Origin of the sequence: Pseudomonas sp. NPDC089758 (assembly GCF_044748705.1) — a bacterium.
GTDB classification, from domain to species: domain Bacteria; phylum Pseudomonadota; class Gammaproteobacteria; order Pseudomonadales; family Pseudomonadaceae; genus Aquipseudomonas; species Aquipseudomonas putida_X.
Genome location: NZ_JBIVGN010000027.1, coordinates 15,809 through 33,595, shown reverse-complemented (window position 1 = coordinate 33,595; position 17,787 = coordinate 15,809). Strand labels below are relative to the sequence as shown.

19 protein-coding genes and 2 pseudogenes are annotated in these 17,787 nt (G+C 64.6%); 5 read left to right on the top strand and 16 right to left on the bottom strand.

Annotated features, from left to right (window positions below; genetic code table 11):
• Window positions 1–50 precede the first annotated feature (50 nt).
• From crcB to ACIPZH_RS25050, 5 genes are all read right to left on the bottom strand, one after another.
• Window positions 51–434: a fluoride efflux transporter CrcB gene (gene crcB, locus ACIPZH_RS25070; RefSeq protein ID WP_267816315.1), complete on the bottom strand. Its 384-nt coding sequence runs from the start codon at window positions 432–434 to the stop codon at window positions 51–53.
• Window positions 428–607 carry a DUF2986 domain-containing protein gene (locus ACIPZH_RS25065; RefSeq protein WP_241803609.1) on the bottom strand — a complete coding sequence of 60 codons (180 nt, stop codon included), beginning with the start codon at window positions 605–607 and terminating at the stop codon, window positions 428–430. The genes crcB and ACIPZH_RS25065 overlap by 7 nt, the downstream gene beginning before the upstream one ends.
• A gap of 76 nt (window positions 608–683) precedes the next feature.
• Window positions 684–884, bottom strand: coding sequence for a DUF1289 domain-containing protein (locus tag ACIPZH_RS25060; protein ID WP_241803610.1), 201 nt, complete (start codon window positions 882–884; stop codon window positions 684–686).
• Window positions 885–960: 76 nt separating this feature from the next.
• Complete coding sequence (locus ACIPZH_RS25055) at window positions 961–1,611, bottom strand: methyl-accepting chemotaxis protein (RefSeq protein ID WP_400638251.1); 651 nt, start codon at window positions 1,609–1,611, stop codon at window positions 961–963.
• A gap of 1,714 nt (window positions 1,612–3,325) precedes the next feature.
• Window positions 3,326–4,258 carry a LysR family transcriptional regulator gene (locus ACIPZH_RS25050; protein WP_267816321.1) on the bottom strand — a complete coding sequence of 311 codons (933 nt, stop codon included), beginning with the start codon at window positions 4,256–4,258 and terminating at the stop codon, window positions 3,326–3,328.
• A 131-nt stretch (window positions 4,259–4,389) separates the two neighbouring features.
• On the opposite strand from ACIPZH_RS25050, the gene ACIPZH_RS25045 reads away from it, so the two are divergent.
• The gene (locus tag ACIPZH_RS25045) at window positions 4,390–4,659 is read left to right on the top strand and encodes a DUF2790 domain-containing protein (RefSeq protein ID WP_400638249.1); all 270 of its coding nucleotides are present in this window, start codon (window positions 4,390–4,392) and stop codon (window positions 4,657–4,659) included.
• A 1-nt stretch (window position 4,660) separates the two neighbouring features.
• On the opposite strand, the gene ACIPZH_RS25040 is transcribed toward ACIPZH_RS25045, so the two are convergent.
• The gene (locus ACIPZH_RS25040) at window positions 4,661–5,356 is read right to left on the bottom strand and encodes a tRNA (adenine(22)-N(1))-methyltransferase (protein WP_400638228.1); all 696 of its coding nucleotides are present in this window, start codon (window positions 5,354–5,356) and stop codon (window positions 4,661–4,663) included.
• Window positions 5,357–5,506: 150 nt separating this feature from the next.
• Between ACIPZH_RS25040 and ACIPZH_RS25035 the strand changes: the two genes are divergently transcribed.
• The 3 genes and pseudogenes from ACIPZH_RS25035 to ACIPZH_RS25025 form a co-directional block, all read left to right on the top strand.
• Window positions 5,507–5,866, top strand: coding sequence for a RidA family protein (locus ACIPZH_RS25035; protein WP_400638227.1), 360 nt, complete (start codon window positions 5,507–5,509; stop codon window positions 5,864–5,866).
• Window positions 5,867–6,018: 152 nt separating this feature from the next.
• Complete coding sequence (locus tag ACIPZH_RS25030) at window positions 6,019–8,019, top strand: U32 family peptidase (protein WP_400638226.1); 2,001 nt, start codon at window positions 6,019–6,021, stop codon at window positions 8,017–8,019.
• 147 nt (window positions 8,020–8,166) lie between these two features.
• Window positions 8,167–8,283: pseudogene (locus ACIPZH_RS25025) on the top strand (hypothetical protein); the annotation flags it as partial.
• On the opposite strand, the pseudogene ACIPZH_RS25020 reads toward ACIPZH_RS25025, so the two are convergent.
• The 3 genes and pseudogenes from ACIPZH_RS25020 to ACIPZH_RS25010 form a co-directional block, all read right to left on the bottom strand.
• Window positions 8,263–9,579: pseudogene (locus ACIPZH_RS25020) on the bottom strand (aspartate aminotransferase family protein); the annotation flags it as partial. The pseudogenes ACIPZH_RS25025 and ACIPZH_RS25020 overlap by 21 nt on opposite strands.
• Window positions 9,580–9,601: 22 nt before the next feature.
• On the bottom strand, window positions 9,602–11,092 hold the full coding sequence (locus tag ACIPZH_RS25015; RefSeq protein ID WP_241803617.1) for an aldehyde dehydrogenase: 1,491 nt from the start codon (window positions 11,090–11,092) through the stop codon (window positions 9,602–9,604).
• Between the two features lie 69 nt (window positions 11,093–11,161).
• On the bottom strand, window positions 11,162–12,010 hold the full coding sequence (locus ACIPZH_RS25010) for a helix-turn-helix transcriptional regulator (protein WP_241803618.1): 849 nt from the start codon (window positions 12,008–12,010) through the stop codon (window positions 11,162–11,164).
• A gap of 123 nt (window positions 12,011–12,133) precedes the next feature.
• On the opposite strand from ACIPZH_RS25010, the gene ACIPZH_RS25005 reads away from it, so the two are divergent.
• A complete protein-coding gene (locus tag ACIPZH_RS25005; RefSeq protein ID WP_241803619.1) occupies window positions 12,134–13,045 on the top strand; it encodes a LysR substrate-binding domain-containing protein in 912 nt (303 codons plus the stop codon).
• Between the two features lie 48 nt (window positions 13,046–13,093).
• Here ACIPZH_RS25005 and madM read toward each other — a convergent pair whose 3' ends face one another.
• The 7 genes from madM to ACIPZH_RS24970 are packed head-to-tail and all read right to left on the bottom strand — an operon-like array spanning window position 13,094 to window position 17,787.
• Complete coding sequence (gene madM / locus ACIPZH_RS25000; RefSeq protein WP_241803620.1) at window positions 13,094–13,858, bottom strand: malonate transporter subunit MadM; 765 nt, start codon at window positions 13,856–13,858, stop codon at window positions 13,094–13,096.
• A gap of 5 nt (window positions 13,859–13,863) precedes the next feature.
• The gene (gene madL, locus ACIPZH_RS24995) at window positions 13,864–14,265 is read right to left on the bottom strand and encodes a malonate transporter subunit MadL (RefSeq protein WP_241803621.1); all 402 of its coding nucleotides are present in this window, start codon (window positions 14,263–14,265) and stop codon (window positions 13,864–13,866) included.
• 60 nt (window positions 14,266–14,325) lie between these two features.
• Window positions 14,326–15,246 carry a malonate decarboxylase subunit epsilon gene (mdcH, locus tag ACIPZH_RS24990; RefSeq protein ID WP_400638224.1) on the bottom strand — a complete coding sequence of 307 codons (921 nt, stop codon included), beginning with the start codon at window positions 15,244–15,246 and terminating at the stop codon, window positions 14,326–14,328.
• Window positions 15,243–15,857, bottom strand: a complete 615-nt coding sequence (locus ACIPZH_RS24985) for a malonate decarboxylase holo-ACP synthase (protein ID WP_400638223.1) — start codon at window positions 15,855–15,857, stop codon at window positions 15,243–15,245. The genes mdcH and ACIPZH_RS24985 overlap by 4 nt, the downstream gene beginning before the upstream one ends.
• Window position 15,858: 1 nt before the next feature.
• Window positions 15,859–16,650, bottom strand: a complete 792-nt coding sequence (mdcE, locus tag ACIPZH_RS24980) for a biotin-independent malonate decarboxylase subunit gamma (RefSeq protein ID WP_400638222.1) — start codon at window positions 16,648–16,650, stop codon at window positions 15,859–15,861.
• The gene (locus ACIPZH_RS24975; protein ID WP_400638221.1) at window positions 16,647–17,495 is read right to left on the bottom strand and encodes a biotin-independent malonate decarboxylase subunit beta; all 849 of its coding nucleotides are present in this window, start codon (window positions 17,493–17,495) and stop codon (window positions 16,647–16,649) included. The genes mdcE and ACIPZH_RS24975 overlap by 4 nt, the downstream gene beginning before the upstream one ends.
• Window positions 17,488–17,787 (bottom strand): malonate decarboxylase subunit delta, encoded by a 300-nt coding sequence (locus ACIPZH_RS24970; RefSeq protein ID WP_012314731.1) that lies wholly within the window; start codon window positions 17,785–17,787, stop codon window positions 17,488–17,490. The genes ACIPZH_RS24975 and ACIPZH_RS24970 overlap by 8 nt, the downstream gene beginning before the upstream one ends.

Genomic DNA, 17,787 nt, shown 5'->3' with positions numbered 1-17,787 from the left:
GCAGACAAGCGCCCAATGCTAATGGAACCGCAGCAGCTTTACTCCGATTTTTAGCGCCCGCTGAAGAAGTAGAACGTCGCAAGGCCTGCTGCAGTCATCAACAAAGAACCCGTGACATGCACAGCGATGGAGCCCAGGGCCCATGAAATACGCCCCTCCTGAATAAGCGACACGACCTCTGCGGAAAAAGTGGAGAACGTGGTCAAGCCGCCACAAAACCCGGTGATCAGCAGCAGGCGCCATTCGGGGCTGAGCGACGGCGATGCAGAGAAGAAGGCGATGGACAAGCCAATGATGTAGCCACCAATGAGGTTGGCCAGCAGCGTACCGGGCGGCACGGCGGGGAAAAGTGCATTGAGCTTGACGCCCAGCCCCCAGCGTAGCCAGGCACCGACCATGGCACCGACGCCAATGGCCAATAGCGACTTCAACATACGGCATCACGCTCCGGGCAAAGAGTTGGCGGGCACTCGGTAGCGGCTTCAGCTGCCAGCTTCAACCGATCGGCCTTGCAAATGTATTTAGGCTTGCTGCGCGGTGCCAGTTTGGCGGCGGCCTTTTTCTGGTGTGCTTGCAGCAACTGTTTGATTTTCTTGCGACGGTTCATGGTGCCACTCGGTACAAAGGGTTGATCAGGCAGGCAACATCTTGGGATGTATTCTGGCCCTGGGCGCTGGGGTGAATCACTCGTTGCCCTGGCGCTTGGCGTTTTTCTTGACGATGGCCTTCATCCGCGTCGCAGCGCGCTGCACGGTGGCCATCTTCTCCGGGCGTTTCATGCCGCGCCACTTGCGGATTTCATCACGTGTTCGGCCACAGCTTACGCACAGTTCGCTGTTGAGCTGGCAAAGCGAGACGCAAGGGTTATCGATGTCTTTGGCCATGGGCTGCTCCGGTCGTGGCCGCGGATGATAACGTACGGCGGCCAGATGCGGTGAAACCGGAACGTCCCAGTGGCCCTCAAGCCGCCGCGGCCGGCCTGGTGTCGCTGCTGACCTCGAACTGCCCGACCAGTTTCTGCAGCTTGCTGGCATTGGCCTTCACCGTCTCAGCGCTGCTTTGCAGGACCACCGCCGTCTGGCGCATTTCGCTGGAAGACTGGTTGACCTGCTCAATGGTCTTGCCATAAGCCAGGCTGCGCTGGTTGAGCTGCTGGATGATCAGGAACATGCTCTCTACCGCCTGGTGCAGCTGGACGTTCTCCGATGAAGCGTCCTCGGCCAGGCGCAGGCTGTCATCGACGTTCTGTACGCCCTGCTCCATGAAGCTGACGGCTTGCCCGGTTTCGCTCTGCAGCCCGGTGACCATGTGCCGGATGTCGTCGGCCGCGCGCGCCGTGCGCGCCGCCAGGCTGCGCACTTCATCGGCCACCACCGCGAAACCTCGGCCATGCTCGCCCGCGCGGGCGGCCTCGATGGCGGCATTGAGGGCCAGCAGGTTGATCTGGTTGGTGATGTCGCTGATCAGCCCGCTGATGTTGCTGATCTGCGCCATCCGGCTGTCGAGCAGTTGCACACTGGAAGACGAGCGCGCTACCACATCCCGAATCGACTGGGTGCCCGCCTGCACCGCCAGGTACTGCTCGCGGGCACGGCTGACCACCTCGTCCATGGCCTGCTTCATCTGCTCTGCGCTGACCGAGGCCTGCTGCAGCTCGCCCAGTTGCTCCTCCATGATGATCATCATCTGGTGCACCGCCTCGGCCACCTCGGTGGAGGTGACGCTCGCTTCGTGGCTGCGGCCCAGCATCATCTGGTTGGTGGCGCCCACCGTGCGGCTGGCCTTGACCACCTGGCCTACCACCGAGTCCAAGCGGTCGATGAAACTGTTGATCCAGCGCGCCATGTCGCCACTTTCGTCATTGGCCATGGTCGTGGTATCCAGCCGTTGGCGCAGGTTGCCCTCACCCTCGGCGATGGTACGCAGCACATCGGTCATGCCATTGAACCTGGCAGCCAGCCGCCTTGGCCCCACTGCACTGAACAGCAGCGTGGCAGCCAGCATGGCCAGCGCCAGCAACGCATCGGCGATGCCTTGCCCGAAGCCCGCGTAGTGTTGCACCAGAAAGTTGCAACCAAACACGCCCGCCATGATGGCGATGTAGGGCTTCATCAACCCGTAGCTGAGCGAGCGGCGCCGATAGACCTCCTCCAGATCGGCTTCGCACATCATGCCCCACCGGTCCGGCGAGCCCGGCACCTGGAAAGTGACGCCTTTGCCCACCACGGGCACATGGCGATAGTCCGAATAGCCAGGGTAAGTCACGAACAGGTTGGCGCCCTGGCGGATGGTTTCCCGAACACCGGGATGAAGCTCGCCGGTGGCAGGGTCGGTAAACCGCAGTTCGAGCTCTGTGTGGCGCTGGACCTGTACGGTGCTCCACGCCGTATGCACCCCACTCTTGAGGTTCTCCCCGTGGGTGAAGGTGCCATCCTCGAAACGTGAGCGCGACAGGGCGGTACCCGGTGCGATAGCAGGGTCGAAATGCGATTGCGCCATGAACAGGTAATTGTCACCGGACTCGGCATAGATATGCCCGGCTTCGCGCTGGATCAGGTCGCCCACCACATCGTTGGGCACCCGGCCGCAGAGGCAACCGTAAACCTTCCCTTGGGCTTTGAGCGGTTGGTAGAACATCAACGTGACTTCATCGTGAAACCGCGATGAAGAAGGGCCGATCTGCAAGGTCAGCGGATCGACATACGGGCCGTGCAGGAACGGCGCTTTCAGCCCTTGGGCCAACGCGCCACGCTGTGCGATGGGTTGGCCATTGCTTCGTTGCGCCCAGCTCGACAGCACAACCCTGCCATCGGTATCGACGACGAAGAGTTCCGAGAAATCGTTCGCCTGGGCGAGCTTGTCCAGTAAAACAGTGCAGTCGGCGTGAGCCAATGACGGGGCAAGGTTCTCAGCGAGTTCGGCCAGGTGCTCCCACTGTTCTCGCGCCCAGCTTTGCAACAATTGCACGCGCGTCTGGGCCATGGCTTCGAAAGTCTGTTCGATGACCGGATACATCGCTCGGTTGAGCCCGCATGACCAGCCCATGCTGAGCTTGCCGGTTTTTCCGAACCACGGCAGCCAACGCTGCTCACCCGATGACAACTGCATGGAACCACTTGAAAGCGACATTATCTTCACCATACGCGACACCACAATGGCAAAGTGACAGCAAGCACTGCGCCAACTCGTATGCAAGCTAATGATTAGGTAGGTAGCCATGCCCTCTGGACGCCAACTTTGCACCAATGCCGGGCAAAAATTGGCACATGGTCCAATAGGGGTCGGTGTTTACTGCCACCTTTTCCGCGAGAGCCCCGGATCTGATTCAACGCCAGTACTGGGTGTCATCGACAATCTGTTCATGCCCCGCAAACAGCGCCGGCAGCTGCTCCTTGAGATAGTCGATCCAGGTCCGCACCTTGGCATCCAGGTAGTGCCGCGAAGGGTACATGGCATACAGCGCACACTCGCGCAGACGGTAAGGCGCCAGCAGCCGCCGCAAGCGCCCCTGCTCGATCGCCTGGCTGGCGGTGTAGAACGGCAATAGCCCGATGCCCATGCCCAGTTCACTGGCCACCAGCATCGCGTCGGCGACGTTGGTCATGAAGCCGTCGCGCGGCGATATCACGCAATGGTCCAACCCCTCCGGGAATACCCAGTCGCCTTCATACATCGGGTACGCCATACGCAGGCACCGGTGCTCATGCAGGTCTTCGGGCCGCTCGGGAACGCCATGGGCATCCAGGTAACTCGGCGCGGCGCAAGGGATACTGAACACCGTGCCCAGCGGCACAGCGATCAGCTGCGAGTCGGGCAGCGCCTCGTTCAGGGTGATCACCACGTCGTGGCCTTCGACCAGCGGGTCGGGGTTGCGCTGGGACAGGGTCAGCTCCACCACCACCTCCGGGCATAGGGCGTTGTAGCCGGCCACCAGCGGCATCAGCAACAGGCCAAGGCCGTGCGGGCAATGCAGGCGCAGCCTGCCACGGGGGGTCAGGTGCGCGCCACGCGCTTCGCCCACCGCCTCCTCGGTCAACAGCATGATCTGCCGCGAGCGTTCCAGAAACCGCTCGCCGGCCTCACTCATGCGCAGGCGCCGGGTGGTGCGGTGCAGCAGGCGGGTCTGCAGCTGGTTTTCCAGCTCGGCGACGATCCGCGACACCTGGGCGGCAGAAATGTCCAGGGCGTTGGCCGCGGCGGCGAAGCTGCCGCACTCCACTACCCGGGTGAAGGTACGCATGGCGTGCAGCATGTCCATGGGGCTGGTCTCCTTGGTTCGTGCTTATTCGTACACTAAAGGCAGGAATCTATCACGATTTAGCCCATTTATTGTGCACAGCAAAACAATACATCATGGGTTAAACATTGATGAAGGAGCTTTCCATGAACATCAAACGCTCGATCGCGTTGCTTGCCTTCTCTGCCGTCTTTGCTTCGTTCGGTGCCTTGGCCGCCCCGGCCGCCGCCCAACCTGCCGCCAGCGACAGCGCCAACTACGAATACGGCATGCCGCTGGATGTCGCCAAAGTCGTCTCGATCTCCCCGGCCAGCAACATTGCCGATTGCCAGGTGGGCACCGCGCACATGGTCTACGTCGACCATCAGGGCCAGACCCACGAGGTCAACTACCGGGAAATGGGTAACTGCTCGCAGCAATGAATCAGGCCAGCACCTGGGTGATCCAGCCAACCTGCCTGGCAAAGTCCTGCAGCTTGTGTGGCGCGATCGCATCCCGGGCGCGTTCGAAGTTGGCCAGGGTCTGCTGCTTCTGACGCAGCATGCGTTGCCACTTGGTGACGAACGCTGGGCTTTTCTCGCGCATCAGCACCGGCCCGAAATACAACTCTTCGGCACTGTAGACCACCGCTGCGCCCGGCTCGGCAACGATGATCTCGTAATCGAAGCGGTTTTCACGCAACACCTCTTCGCAGACGATCCGATACCCGTTGGCCATCAGCCAGGCCCGTAGCTCGCGCTCACCGCCGTTGGGCTGCAGGATCAAACGCTCGCCGCCGCTCAGGCGTGCCTTGCCCCGCTCCAGGATTTCGCACATGGTGTCGCCACCCATGCCGCAGATACTGACCGCCGAGATGCGGTCCTGCGCCTGGATCGCCTCCAGGCCATCGGCCAGGCGAATGGTGATGCGTTGCTCAAGGCCGTTGCGGCGCACATTGCGCTGGGCCGACGCATAAGGCGTATGCGCCACTTCCCCGGCCACGGCCGCTTCGATCGTGCCACGCAGCGCCAAGGCCACCGGCAGGTAGCCGTGGTCCGAGCCGATATCGGCCAGGCGCGCGCCTTGCGGCACATGCGCCGCCACGCGTTCCAGGCGCATGGACAATGTCTGTTCGTTCAACTCAAGCCCCTTGCTCAACAATCGGCGCGATTCTGACCGCCGTGGCGCGGTATTACAATGCGCATGGGCCAAGCGGCGCCCTGTGGCTCGACCCCTGCGCCGTGCTCGCGTAGGCTTGCGGCTTTCCTTCCGTCGCAAGGCAAACACTTCATGACCGACATCATCTTCACCCCCGACTCCGATGCCGAATCCATTTCTTCCGACGTCGCCGAGTTCAACGGCGTGCTGGTCACCACCCAGATTCCTGCTGATCTGGACGGCGATATCGTGCAGCAGAGCGAAAGCACCCTGCAGGCCCTCAAAGAGGCCCTGGAAAAGGCCGGCAGCGGCATGGACCGGGTCATGCACCTGACCATCTACCTCACCGACATGGCCGACCGCGCCGCTTTCAACGAGGTGTACCAGCAGTTCTTCAGCAAGCCGTGGCCGGTGCGTGCTGCCGTGGGCGTGGCGGCGCTGGCGTACCCGCAAATGCGTGTGGAAGTGACCGCCATGGCCGCCAAGGGCTGACACAGCCGGTACCACCGCCAGGGGCTGCAAAGCGGCCCCAACCCAAGCAGCACGCAGTACCGGCCAAGCACCTCCGGGCAGGCAGAGCATGCCACTGGCCCATTTCCCCGCTACAATGCCGCCCTACCGTGACAGCCCGAACCTATAACGACATGTCCCTTCCAAAGAATCACCTGGAACTGCTCAGCCCTGCCCGTGACGTGGCCATCGCCCGTGAAGCGATCCTGCACGGCGCTGACGCCATCTACATCGGTGGCCCGAGCTTTGGCGCGCGCCACAACGCCTGCAACGAAGTCGGCGAAATCGCCGAGCTGGTGGCGTTCGCCCGGCGTTACCACGCCCGCGTGTTCACCACCATCAACACCATCCTGCACGACAACGAGCTGGAACCGGCGCGCAAGCTTATTCATCAGCTGTACGATGCCGGCGTCGATGCACTGATCGTGCAGGACCTGGGGGTGATGGAACTGGACATCCCGCCGATCGAGCTGCATGCCAGCACCCAGACCGACATCCGCACCCTGGAGCGGGCCAAGTTCCTCGACCAGGCCGGCTTCTCCCAGCTGGTACTGGCCCGTGAACTGAACCTGCAGCAGATCCGCGCCATCGCCGCCGAGACCGATGCAGCCATCGAGTTCTTCATTCACGGCGCGCTGTGCGTGGCCTTCTCCGGCCAGTGCAACATTTCCCACGCCCAGACCGGCCGCAGCGCCAACCGTGGCGACTGCTCGCAGGCCTGCCGCCTGCCGTACACCCTCAAGGACGACCAGGGCCGCGTGGTGGCGTTCGAGAAGCACCTGCTGTCGATGAAGGACAACAACCAGACCGCCAACCTGCGCGACCTGGTCGATGCCGGGGTGCGCTCGTTCAAGATCGAGGGCCGCTACAAGGACATGGGCTATGTGAAGAACATCACCGCCCATTACCGCAAAGAGCTCGACGCCATTCTCGAAGACCGCCCGGACCTGGCCCGTGCCTCCAGCGGCCGCACCGAGCACTTCTTCGTCCCCGATCCCGACAAGACCTTCCACCGCGGCAGCACCGACTACTTCGTCACCGACCGCAAGGTGGATATCGGCGCCTTCGACTCACCCACTTTCACCGGCCTGCCGGTAGGTGTGGTGGAAAAAGTCGGCAAGCGCGACCTGCAGGTGGTCACCGAAGTACCGCTGACCAACGGCGATGGCCTCAATGTGCTGGTCAAGCGTGAAGTGGTGGGGTTCCGAGCCAACATCGCTGAGCCGCGTGGCGAGTTCGAAGAAGACGGCCACAAGCGCTACCGCTACCGGGTCGAACCCAACGAGATGCCTGAAGGCCTGCATAAGTTGCGGCCCAATCACCCGCTGTCGCGCAACCTGGACCACAACTGGCAGCAGGCCCTGCAGCGCACCTCGGCCGAGCGCCGTGTCGGTGTGGAGTGGCACGCCGTGCTCACCGAGCAGCGCCTGATGCTGGGTGTTTGCAGTGAGGAAGGCGTCAATGTGCAGGTCGCTCTGGATGGCCCGTTCGGCGTAGCCAACAAGCCCCAGCAGGCCCTGGACCAGTTGCACGACCTGCTCGGCCAGTTGGGTACCACGATGTACCACGCCAACGCCATCGTGCTGGACGCACCGCAGGCTTACTTCATCCCCAACTCGCAGCTCAAGGCCCTGCGCCGCGAAGCCATCGAGGCGCTGACCGAAGCGCGCATCAAGGCCCACCCGCGTGGCGGGCGCAAGGCCGAGACCACGCCGCCGCCGGTTTACCCGGAGTCGCACCTGTCGTTCCTGGCCAACGTGTACAACCAAAAGGCCCGCGACTTCTACCACCGCCACGGCGTGCAATTGATCGATGCGGCGTACGAAGCGCACGAGGAGCATGGTGAAGTGCCGGTGATGATCACCAAGCACTGCCTGCGTTTCTCGTTCAACCTGTGCCCCAAACAAGCCAAGGGGGTGACCGGCGTGCGCACCAAGGTGGCGCCGATGCAGCTGATCCAGGGTGATGAAGTGCTGACCCTGAAGTTCGACTGCAAGCCATGCGAAATGCATGTGGTTGGCAAGATGAAGAGCCACATCATCGACCTGCCGACACCCGGCAGTGCCGTGGCACAGGTAGTCGGGCACATCAGCCCGGAAGACCTGCTCAAGACCATCCCCCGGGCACCGCACTGAGGGTGGGCCTGTAAAGGCCCATCGCCGGCAAGCCGGCTCCCACCACGACCGCGCAGTTCTTCAGGCCTGCGCTTTACCTGTGCAAGCAACGGTCTTGCCCAATTTCCAAAAGCCGGCGCAATCCAGGTGGGAGCCGGCTTGCCGGCGATGGCTCGCAACGCGAGCCTCCTCGGAACCTTACAAAATCCCCAGGCCCCGCGCCGTCCGGTCCACGGCAATGCGCGTCTTGTCCACCAGCTCATCGAGCTCGCCATGCGTGGCCACCAGCGCCGGCGCCATGATCATCCGCCCCAGCGTCGAACGAATGATCACACCTTCCTCGAACCCGTAGGTGCGGCACTGCCAGGCCAGGTCATTCTCATTGGCGTAACGCTTGCGGCTGCCCTTGTCCTCGGCGAACTGCAACGCCGCCACCAGCCCCGCGCCCTGCACCTGGCCAATTAACGGATGGTTGGCAAATACCTCACGCAGGATGCGCTGCAGGTACGGGCCAGTATCGTCCTTGACCTGGCGCACGATGCCTTCGTCGCGCAGCGCCTTGAGGTTGGCGATGGCCACTGCGGCTGCCACCGGGTGGCCGGAATACGTCAGGCCGTGGGCAAATACCCCGCCCCGCTCCACCAGCGCCTCGGCGATGCGCTTGCTCAGCACCAGGCCACCCATGGGCACATAACCCGACGTCAGGCCTTTGGCGATGGACAGCGTGTCAGGCTCGAAACCGAAGTACTCATGGGCGAACCATTCACCGGTACGGCCAAAGCCACCAATCACCTCGTCCGCGCACAGCAACACATCGTACTGGCGGCAGATACGCTGGATTTCCGGCCAGTAGCTTTCCGGCGGGAAGATCATCCCGCCTGCGCCCTGGAACGGCTCGGCGATGAAACCGGCAACGTTCTCTGCACCCAGTTCAAGGATCTTTTCCTCCAGTTGCAAAGCACAGCGGCGACCGAACTCGGCCGGGCTCAGCTCGCCGCCTTCGGCGTACCAGTACGGCTCATCGATGTGCGCCACATCCGGAATAAGCCCACCCATCTCATGCATGAACTTCATGCCGCCCAACGCTGTGGCGGCCAGGGTCGAGCCGTGGTAGCCGTTCCAGCGGCCGATCATGACCTTCTTGTTCGGTTGCCCGACCACCTGCCAGTAACGGCGGACGGTGCGGATCAGCACCTCGTTGGCCTCGGAGCCGGAGTTGGTGTAGATCGCGTGGCTGTAGTGCCCGGGCAGCAGGCTGAACAACAGTTCGGACAGCTCGATCACCGCCGGGTGGGTGGTGTGGAAGAACATGTTGTAGTACGCCAGCTGGTCCATCTGCGCGGCGGCGGCGGCAGTCAGGTCCTTGCGGCCGTAGCCCAGCTGCGTGCACCACAGGCCGGACATGCCGTCCAGGTAGCGCCTGCCGTCGTTGTCCCACAGGTACAGGCGCTCGCCGCGGGTGATCACCCGCGGGCCTTCGGCGTTGAGCGCCTTCTGGTCAAGGAAGGCGTGGATGTGGTGGGCCGCGTCACTGGCCTGGTAGTCGCGGGTGTCGCGTTGCGGCTGGAAGGGGGCGTTCATTGTTGTTCTCCGTGAGTGAGGGTCAGCGCAGCTGGAACCAGGTGGTCTTGAGCTGGGTGTACTTGTCGAAGGCGTGCAGCGACAGGTCGCGGCCAAAGCCCGACTGGCGGCCACCACCAAAGGGCACCGCCACATCGAGGGCATCGACCGTGTTGACCGAGACAGTGCCCGCCTTCAACTGCCGGGCCACGCGGTGGGCGCGGTTGAGGTCGTCGCTCCACAGCGAGGCGGCCAGGCCGTAAACGCTGTCGTTGGCCAGGCGTACGGCCTGCGCTTCGTCGTCAAAGGCGGTGATCGCCAGCACGGGGCCGAATACTTCTTCGCGGGCCAGGGCCGAATCCGGGCGCACGTCGGCGAACACCGTCGGCGCGATGAAGTTGTTCGAGCCGTTGAAGCTCAGCCGCTGGCCGCCGCACAACAGGCGGGCGCCGTCGCCCTGGGCCTGCTCGATGGCCGCCATGACGCGTGCGCTCTGCGCGTCGTCGACGATGGCGCCGGCACGGCTGGCCGGGTCCAGGGGATCGCCGGGCAGCCACTGGCGGGCCTTGGCCAGCAGGCGCTCGACGAATTCGTCGTGGACCGAGCGCTGCACATAAAGGCGCGAATTGGCAGAGCACACCTCGCCCTGGTTGAAGAAGATGCCGAAGGCCGCTTTCTCCGCTGCCAGGTCCAGGTCCTGGCAGTCGTCGAACACCAGGTTCGGGCTCTTGCCACCACACTCCAGCCACACCTGCTTGAGGTTTGATTGCGCCGAGTACTGCATGAAGTACTTGCCCACCTGGGTCGACCCGGTGAACACCAGGCAATCCACATCCGGGTGCAGGCCAAGGGCACGGCCAGCGCTTTCACCCAGGCCCGGCACCACGTTCAGCACCCCTTCGGGCACCCCTGCCTCCAGCGCCAGCTCGGCCAGGCGCAGGGCAGAGAACGGCGACTGCTCGGCGGGCTTGAGCACCACACTGTTGCCGGCGGCCAGTGCCGGGGCGACCTTCCAGGCAGCCATGTCCAGCGGGAAATTCCATGGCACCACGGCGCCGACCACACCCAGCGCTTCACGCGTGACCGTGGCCAGGGCATTGCCAGCCGTTGGCGCGACCTGGTCGTAGACCTTGTCCAGCGCCTCACCGTACCAGGCGAATACGTTGGCCGCGCCTGGCACGTCGATGGTGTAGGCGTCCATCACGGGCTTGCCCATGTTCAGTGAGTCGAGCAGCGCCAGCTCCTCGCGGTGGGCCATCATCAGTTCAGCCAGGCGCAGCAACACGCCCTTGCGCGCCGCAGGTGCCATGCGCGCCCAGGGGCCTTGCTCGAAGGCGCGCCGCGCGGCACGCACTGCCTGGTCGATTTCGGCATCGCCGCACGCGGCGACCTGGGCCAGCAACTGCCGGTTGGCCGGGTTGATCGCATCGAAGGTCTCCCCGGACTGCGGGGCCAGCGGGCGGCCGTCGATCAGCGCCGTGGTGATGAAGCTTTGCCGTGCAGCGCGCTGCTGCCAATCGCTTTTCGTATGCACGCAGGTCTCCCTTTCGGCCGCGCGTGCGGCCGGTTGCAGGTGTTGTAGAGGTGGGTGGACGTGGCGCCGTCAGCGCCTTCGCAGGTAACTTTCCAGCGGGTCCTTGCTCAGGCCTTCCTGGGCCTGGGCCAGCGAATCGATGAACAGCGAAAACAGCTCGGACTGCTTGGCGATGTCCAGCTTGGTGTAGAGATTCTTGCGATGGGTCTTGACCGTGTCTTCACTGATGCCCAGGCGCTCGGCCAGCGAGCGTGTCGAGTGGCCGCGCAGCAGGTACTGGGCGATACGGCACTCGCGCTCCGTGAGCAGTGAAGAGCCGAAGTTGTTCAGCGCGGCGTTGATCTGCCGGCCCAGGGCACTTTCGAAGCGCCCGCCCACGGCGTCGACATCCAGGTGGCTCCACTGGCGACGCACCACGGCCACCACCCAGGGCGCCACACACTTGAGGTCACTGACCTGCTGACGGTCCAAGCGGCGGGTACTGGCCAGGGCCACGGCGATGGTCAGGTGTTCATCCAGAGGGACGATGAAGTTCAGTTCGTCCTCAAGGTGTGCGTGCTGGTAGAACGACAGGTAGTACTCGCTGCGCTTAAAATGGTCCGGGGCAACGTCGCTGAGGCGAAAGCAGCCGGCCGCCACACCGTCCATGCAGGCACGGTAGAACGGGCACAGCAGGTAGTAGCCTTCCAGGTAGCGCTGCACGTTGCCTTCCGGCAGCCAAGGGCCCTCCTCGTCCTTGACGAACAGCGCCGAGGGCAGGCCCTTGCGTGGGTAAAGAAACACCGTGATGGCCTGGCACGGCGCCAGCAACTTGAGCGCGGCGAACAACGCCTCGACAAAACCCGGCGTGCCTTGGGCGTCGATGACACGGCCCATCTGCGCGTACCAGTCGGGCGATTTCAGCCGGTCTTTGCTCATTGTCGTTGTCCCATGCCGGGGTGGTCATGGTTGGGATTCTTGCATGGGATGCCGGGGCCGGCCATCACCCTTCGGGGTGAGGTTGTGGCATGCTCTGCAGCTCTTTCATTTCAGGGCCTGAACATGCTGATCGACGAAGAACTGACCCTGAAAAAGCTCGAGACCTTCCTCGCGTTCATGCGCAGCGGCAACCTCGGCCGCGCCGCCGCCGAGTTGTCCACCAGCGCAGTCAGCGTGCACCGGGCCATTCATTCGCTGGAAAGCGCCCTGCGCTGCCCGCTGTTCAAGCACGAAGGTCGTCAGCTGATTCCGCTCGAAAGCGCCTATGTGCTGGAGAAGAAGGCCCGCCAGTTGATCCAGGACGCTGAGCAGATGGTGCGCCAGACCCGCGAGGCGGCCGGCTTCTACGCCGAACGCTTCCGCCTCGGGGCGCTGTACTCGCTGACCGTCAAGACCGTGCCCAAACTGGTGATGGGCCTGAAGCTGCGGCGCAGTGCACTGAACATCGACCTGACCCTGGGCTCGAACGTCGACCTGCTGCAGCGGCTGAAAAATCATGAACTCGAAGCGGTGCTGGTGTCGCTGGATGAAAGCGTGGCCGACCCTGCCTGCGAGCAGTTGCCGCTGTTCTCCGACGATATCTACCTCGCCGTGCCCACCGATTCGCCGTTTGCCGAGCAGCAGGAAGTGGACCTGGCGGACCTGGCCGAGTCCACCTTCATCACCCTGACCCAAGGCTTTGCCACCCACCGTGATGGCGCACGGGTGTTCCAGCAGGCAGGGTTCGAGCCGAAGGTGGCGATGCAGGTGAACGACATCTTCACCCTCCTGAGCATGGTCAGTTCGGGGGTGGGCTTTGCACTGTTGCCCGGTCGCATTGCCGCGGTGTACGAAAACCGTGTGAAGCTGATTGCGCTGCAGCCGCGTTACCGGCTGCAGCAGCATATCGGTGTGGTGTTCCTCAAGGCCCGCGAGCGCGAGCCCAACCTGCTGGCACTGCTGGCGGAGTGCCGAATGTACAGCCGGGAAAACTGAGCGCCGCGCACCGCGGCGGTTCGGCAGAACCACCACGGCAAGGCGCGGCTAGGCCATCAGGCCACGCATGCAGAAGTACAGCAGCGAAGGGCCCAGCAGGCAGCCCAGGGCGGTGTAGAACGCTGCGGTCAGGCAGCCATAGGGGACCAGCTTGGGGTCGGTCGCCGCCAGGCCGCCCGCCACGCCGCTGGAGGTGCCCATCAAGCCGCCGAAGATCACCGCAGTGCGCGGGTTGTTCAAACCGATCATCGGGGCCACGAAGGGCGTCACCACCATGACCAGTATGGCTTTGACCAGTCCGGCGGCAATCGACAGCGCCATCACCTCGGAACTTGCACCAATCGCAGCGCCCGTCACCGGCCCGACGATATAGGTCACTGCCCCGGCGCCGATGGTGGTCAGGCTGACCGCATCGGTGTAACCAAAGGCCATGGCCACCCCTACCCCTGCGACGAACGAGGTGCCGATACCGAAGAACAACGCGATCACCCCGGACAGCCCGGCGCGCTTGAGTTCTTCGATGTTGACGCCAAAAGCCGTGGCGACGATGGCGAAGTCGCGCAACATGGCCCCACCCAGCAGGCCGATGCCAGACAGCAGCGGAATGTCCACCAAGCCTTTCTGCCCGCCGGTCATCACCCCACCGACGTAAGACAACGCCAGGCCGAGGAAAATCGCGATGGCAGAGCCATGCAAACGCCCGCGGGTCAGCTTGTCGGACATCCAGTAGGACAGCCACATGGTTACGCCGATCACTGCGAAACCACTGACCAGGCCATACCCGTTGATCACTTTCATCATCGATTCGTACATGGCGGTCACCGTTGCGCAGCAGTCAGGGGTTTGTCGGTGCCCGCCTCAGGCTTCTTTTGCCCGATGCGGTCCAGCAGCGGCACCATGGCGAAGCTTGCGATCACCGCCACGACGCCGGCCGTTATCGCCATCGGCCCGCCGGACAGCGCACCCAGTACGTTCTGCTGGGCGGCCATGGCGACTACGATGGGAATGTAGATGGCGCTCCAGAATTCCACGCCCTGTTCGGACTTGGCCTTGATCAGGCCACGCGTGTTGAGGTAACTGCCGATGAAGATCAGCAGCAGCATGGCGATGCCGACTCCGCCGACGTTGGCCGGGACACCCAGGAGCTTGCCCAGGAGTTCGCCGATGAACAGGCCTACAAGGGTACACAGGGCCAGAAAGGCCACACCGTAAATGATCATTGTTGTTGTCCTCGCGTTGGGTCGAAGTTGCTTGTTGTTGTCCTTCGAAAAACACGGCATTTATGGGCGCTGGCTGACCTCCTGACGCAGCAGGGCGTCCACTGTATCGAATCGGGTTTGCTCCAGGGCAAGTACACGCCCCTGCTCGAACACCGGGCGGGCCAGGCCGGTCAGCACGCTGCCGGGCGGTAGCTCCAGGTGCAGGCGCACGCCGCGCTCATAGGCGTTGCGCAACGTAGCACGCCAATCGACGAGCCGGGCCATGTTGCCGGCCAGGTCGTCACGCAGGCGTTGCGGATCGAACAGCGGCCGCGCGCTGCTGCCACTGAGGTAGGTGATGTGCGGGCGGATTATCTGCACACCTGCAAATGCCTGTGCCAGCTCGGCCGCCGGGCCGTCGAGCAAGCGGCAATGAGACGGCACGCTGACCGCCAGGCGCCGGGCCACGCCCTGGCCACGGCTGCGCGCCTTGGCGGCGACCTCGGCCATGGCCTTGTCGCTGCCGGCGATGACGATCTGGTTGTCGCTGTTGAGGTTGGCCAGGTACACCTCGCCGCCCACCTGGGCCAGCAAGCGCTCGACACTGGCCAGGTCCAGGCCACTGAGGGCGGTCATGCCGTAGCCTTGAGGGTAGGCCCGTTGCATCAGCTCACCGCGCAGCGCCACAAGGCGTACGGCATCGGCAAACGCCAGGGCGCCCGCCGTGACGGCGGCAGGGTAGGCGCCGATCGACAGCCCTGCCACATACTCAGGCGCCGGGCTGCGCTGCAACAACGTGCGCGCCCAGGCCACCCCGGCCAACAGCAGGCACAACTGCACGGCGCGGGTGGTTTGCAATGCCTGCGGGCTGTCCAGGGCCAGCACCTGTTCCCCGAGGGTGTCACTGGCCTCCTCCAGCAACGCTGCCGAGCCCTCGGGAAGGCGGTGAAGCATCCCCGCCTGCTGGGCGCCCTGCCCAGGGAACGCGAACAGGCTGCTCACGCTGCGCACTCCAGCAGGTTCCACGGGTCGGCCACCAGCCGGGCACCAAGCGCCGACTTGAGCAGCACACGCGGTGCCGCCCCGGCCCATTCACGCAGGGCGATGCCACCTGCGGGGGTTTGCAGTTGCACATCGATTCCGCAAGGCCCGCAGTCGAGGCTATCGAGCAACTCACGCGCCGCGGCCCGGCTCATGGGCCGCGGTGTGCGTAGCAGCAGGTCAAGGTCGCTGGCCGCGTGCAGCACCTCGACCCCGGTAGCCAGCTGGTAACCCACCCCGCCTGTCGGCCCCCAGGCCAGCCCGCTGGCGTCGAGCAGCGGGGCCACGCTGGCCAGCGCCTGTAGCGCTGGCCAGGGGCTCGCGCCCTGCCCGCGCAAGGCTTCCGGGCGCAGATGCCGGCGAATGTCCGCCAGGCGCATCTGCACACCCAGGCGCTGGGCGCGCCCCTCCCCGCGCAACCCCACCGCCACCCACCCTGCCGCGCAGAACGCTCGGCGCACCACCACCGGTTGCCCGGCTGCCAGTACCTGCGTCGCCCAGGCAGGGGCATCGGCAGGGAGCGCGGCCGGGGGCATCCCCCAGAGCAGGTCATGTGGCTGTGGCGCGCTCATCTCAGGCCTCCTGCCAATGGCTGCGCAAGCGTGCACGCACTTCGCGCGAAGCGCTGCGGTGCTCGCCGGCCAAACGTGACGTCAGGTCGGTGCTGTTGCCGATATCGCGCAGCGCTTCGGCCAGGCAGGCACGCACCTGGGCCAGATCGCTTGCGCTCGGGGTATCCGCGTTATCCACGCGCAGGCGCCGCCACAAAAGGCCCAGCGAGGCATAGCTGGCCAGGTCGTAGGCCATCGGCGGAATCTCGGCGGCCAAGGCCTCCAGTTCGTCGACGCTGCGCAAGGTGATCCGCGCCGCCGCCGCCTTGCCCATGGCGTGCACCATCACCCCGCTGTCATCCAGTGCGATCAGCCGCTGGGCCTGGTAGCCGTGGGCCAGAAACGCGCCAGACATGGCCTTGCCCACCAGCAGGCCGATCACCGGGTGGCCGGCCAGGCGTGCCTGGGCATAGGCCTGCACGGCAGCGGCCAGCGCCTGGTGGATGCCCAAGGCTTCCTCGCGGCGGCCGTAGGCCTGGCTGGGCACATCGATGACCGCGACGATGGCGCGCTTCTCGCCATCGCGGTCCAGTTCGATCGCCTCGCTCACCGCCTTGGCCAGCGCCCAGCCTTCGAGCAGGCCGACTTCACCGTTGCGCGCCCGGGGGAACGGGTTGTGCGCATCCGGCACCACGGCGATGAAGCGCGCCGGGCGGTTGTCCAGTTCGCCATCGATGACCCGCAGCGAGGCGGGATAACCCGACAGTGCTTCGCCGCCGGCCAGGCCTGGCAGCCAGTTCAGGGCACGGTTCATGGGGCATCTCCTTGATAAAGGGCGCGTACGGCAGCGGCATCCAGTTGCGGGCAGGTGTTGCCCAGGCTTGCGAGCCGTTCGAGGTACCAGGCATGACGACCTGCACGGTCGGCACTGGGGGCGTCGAGCAACTGCAGCAGTTGCTGGCGAACGCTGTCGACGTCATCGGCCACATACGCATCCACCAGGCCACTGGCGTACCGCTGCTCGCCACCGGTCAGGCTCCAGATGAAGGGACGGTCCTTGGCGTCGTACTCGGCGATGCCGGCTTCCTGCTCGATCACCTGCGGGCCATTGAGGCCCAGGCGCGCCTCTCGGGTCACCAGCAGGTGGCTACACAGGCCCGCAGCGATGGACATGCCGCCAAAACAGCCCACCGACCCTGCGACCAGGCCCACCACCGGCTGATAGCGGCGCAGCTCGACGATGGCTGCCTGGATCTCGGCAATCGCCGCCAGGCCAAGGTTGGCCTCCTGCAGGCGCACCCCGCCGGTTTCCAGCAGCAGCACGGCGCAAGTCGGGATGCCGTTGCGGTTGTCTTCGATGGCCAGCTCCAGGGCACCGGCAATCTTGGCACCGCCCACTTCGCCCATGCTGCCCCCCTGGAAGGCGCCTTCGATGGCGGCGATGACCGAGTTGCGGCCACCCAGCAAGCCCTTGGCGATGACCACGCCGTCGTCGGCCTGGGGCACGATGCCCTGGCGCGGCAACCACGGCGACATCAGCCGCTCGAACGGGCCGAGCAGCTCGCGAAAACTGCCCGGGTCGAGCAAGGTGCGGGCACGCTGGCGCGCCCCCAGTTCGACGAAGCTGCGGCTTTGCAGCAGGCGTTGGGTGTCAGTCATGGGCGATCTCCTCGAAACCTTGCTCAAGGCGCAGGCGTACCACCCCAGGCGTGGCGCCAAAGTCATGGATGTCGATGTTTACCGCCGGCCATGTGCGCCCTTGGAACAGGCGCTGGAACAGTTGCTCCCAGCGGGCGCCGCTGCCGTTGACCGAGGTCACCACCTGAATGTTCAGGCTGCCGGCGGTGCCGGGTTCCATCAGGACTTCCAGGTCGCCCGAGCTGACGCAACCCACCAGGGTGCGGCCACGGCCAGGCTCGGCGGCAGGGAATTGAAAGGTCAGGGTTTCCAT

Bases quoted from the DNA above. Each gene is read 5' to 3' on its own strand.
- ACIPZH_RS25035 (WP_400638227.1), top strand. From the start codon at position 5,507: ATGACCGACATCATCTTCACCCCCGACTCCGATGCCGAATCCATTTCT.
- ACIPZH_RS25060 (WP_241803610.1), bottom strand. From the start codon at position 884: ATGGCCAAAGACATCGATAACCCTTGCGTCTCGCTTTGCCAGCTCAAC.
- ACIPZH_RS25055 (WP_400638251.1), bottom strand. From the start codon at position 1,611: ATGGACGAGGTGGTCAGCCGTGCCCGCGAGCAGTACCTGGCGGTGCAG.
- ACIPZH_RS25065 (WP_241803609.1), bottom strand. From the start codon at position 607: ATGAACCGTCGCAAGAAAATCAAACAGTTGCTGCAAGCACACCAGAAA.
- ACIPZH_RS25010 (WP_241803618.1), bottom strand. From the start codon at position 12,010: ATGAGCAAAGACCGGCTGAAATCGCCCGACTGGTACGCGCAGATGGGC.
- madL (WP_241803621.1), bottom strand. From the start codon at position 14,265: ATGATCATTTACGGTGTGGCCTTTCTGGCCCTGTGTACCCTTGTAGGC.
- ACIPZH_RS25050 (WP_267816321.1), bottom strand. From the start codon at position 4,258: ATGGACATGCTGCACGCCATGCGTACCTTCACCCGGGTAGTGGAGTGC.
- mdcE (WP_400638222.1), bottom strand. From the start codon at position 16,650: ATGAACCGTGCCCTGAACTGGCTGCCAGGCCTGGCCGGCGGCGAAGCA.
- ACIPZH_RS25030 (WP_400638226.1), top strand. From the start codon at position 6,019: ATGTCCCTTCCAAAGAATCACCTGGAACTGCTCAGCCCTGCCCGTGAC.
- crcB (WP_267816315.1), bottom strand. From the start codon at position 434: ATGTTGAAGTCGCTATTGGCCATTGGCGTCGGTGCCATGGTCGGTGCC.
- ACIPZH_RS24970 (WP_012314731.1), bottom strand. From the start codon at position 17,787: ATGGAAACCCTGACCTTTCAATTCCCTGCCGCCGAGCCTGGCCGTGGC.
- ACIPZH_RS25005 (WP_241803619.1), top strand. From the start codon at position 12,134: ATGCTGATCGACGAAGAACTGACCCTGAAAAAGCTCGAGACCTTCCTC.
- madM (WP_241803620.1), bottom strand. From the start codon at position 13,858: ATGTACGAATCGATGATGAAAGTGATCAACGGGTATGGCCTGGTCAGT.
- ACIPZH_RS24985 (WP_400638223.1), bottom strand. From the start codon at position 15,857: ATGAGCGCGCCACAGCCACATGACCTGCTCTGGGGGATGCCCCCGGCC.
- ACIPZH_RS24975 (WP_400638221.1), bottom strand. From the start codon at position 17,495: ATGACTGACACCCAACGCCTGCTGCAAAGCCGCAGCTTCGTCGAACTG.